Here is a 1,257-nt window from a genome sequence, read left to right on the forward strand (position 1 = left end):
ACCATCGCCTCCGCGACGGCCTTCCTCTACGCAGCCGCCGCCATGGTTCTTATCCGCCGCATCGCGCGAGCGTCATGAGTTCCGGGACGGACTCTAAGGCCTCACCACGCAGGCGGCATTGGCAATCGCGGACAGGTTCACTGGGAAGCCAAGCGAGCGATGGTGCGGGGAAGCCTATCGGTGGCTGACCAATGGCCGATCGTCACTGCCGAAACGTCCCCGCATGGCGGGCCCTCGGAAAATTCCGAAGGGGAATTCCACTACCTTTCCAAGAGAATTGACGCACGGCACCGTCAATTCGTCGCACCTGGCCCGGTTGCGGCATCGACCCGTCCGGCCCCTGAGCACTCTCCGCCGGACGGGTCTACCGTCTACCGGCGTCGTTCTCGGCCGGTCCGAACGAATGCGCGTCACCCACCCGGATCGATGAACCACATGCCAAAGCCGCTTCGGAAGGCTATTGAACAGCGACCGACACTCAAGCGTTCAGTCATGCTCGCGGGGCACCGGACTTCGGTCTCGGTGGAAGATGGATTCTGGGAAGCGCTCAAAGAACTTGCGCAGCGCAATGGCCAAACCATCAGCAATTTCGTGTCCGAGATTGATAAGGGGCGTGGGGACGTTCATCTCTCGTCAGCTATCAGACTGACCGTGCTCGCGGAGGCACGCGCAGGCCGCCTCCCACTTGGGGGAAAGTGACCCGCTCGGAGCCTGGGGAGGCTTGCCGAGGGCTGGCAGATACCGAGCGGGTCTGCCGCAGTGCCAAGGCAGTGCAGCGCAGCAAGCTTAGCAAGGTTGCTGGCGGCTCGGGAAGTATCTCTATACGAGCGCTACCATGTTGGTGGCAGTCGCGCCGGTGGCCAGGACGCGGTCACAGCGCAGGGGCAGGAGCGTCCAGGCATTCACGGCGCCGAAGGTGACGGTCCGCTGATCCCAGGGCCGCACGACAAGCGAACCGGCGCCGCCGACGTAGAGCCAGCAGTACGCCACCGGTAGGTCGGCCCCGTCGGCCGGGCGTCACCGCGAAGGTGCTAACTGCGGGGACAGCAAAGCGTGAGGATTTCTAGAGGGGAGAAACTCGGCGACGGCGCCGTTCTCCCCATTCGTTTCGGTCGGCGGCCCAACCACTTTCGTATGCATCCGGCGAAGGCCGCCTTGCGCTGAGTGACGCAAATCGTTGAGCACTGTGAGTATGGACAGCCATACTGACAGTGTCTTGAGCCGCCTCGACATGGTGGAGACTGGGCGCCGTCGCCG

General features: G+C 63.7%; 2 protein-coding genes. One reads left to right on the forward strand and one right to left on the reverse strand.

Annotated features, from left to right (window positions below; translation table 11 throughout):
• Positions 1 to 492: 492 nt before the first annotated feature.
• Complete coding sequence (locus C8P69_RS23360) at positions 493 to 699, forward strand: ribbon-helix-helix domain-containing protein (RefSeq protein WP_245902221.1); 207 nt, start codon at positions 493 to 495, stop codon at positions 697 to 699.
• A 120-nt stretch (positions 700 to 819) separates the two neighbouring features.
• On the opposite strand, the gene C8P69_RS24045 is transcribed toward C8P69_RS23360, so the two are convergent.
• Positions 820 to 990 carry a spike base protein, RCAP_Rcc01079 family gene (locus C8P69_RS24045; RefSeq protein ID WP_170118382.1) on the reverse strand — a complete coding sequence of 57 codons (171 nt, stop codon included), beginning with the start codon at positions 988 to 990 and terminating at the stop codon, positions 820 to 822.
• Between the last annotated feature and the right edge of the window lie 267 nt (positions 991 to 1,257).

Origin of the sequence: Phreatobacter oligotrophus (genome assembly GCF_003046185.1) — a bacterium.
Classification (GTDB): domain Bacteria; phylum Pseudomonadota; class Alphaproteobacteria; order Rhizobiales; family Phreatobacteraceae; genus Phreatobacter; species Phreatobacter oligotrophus.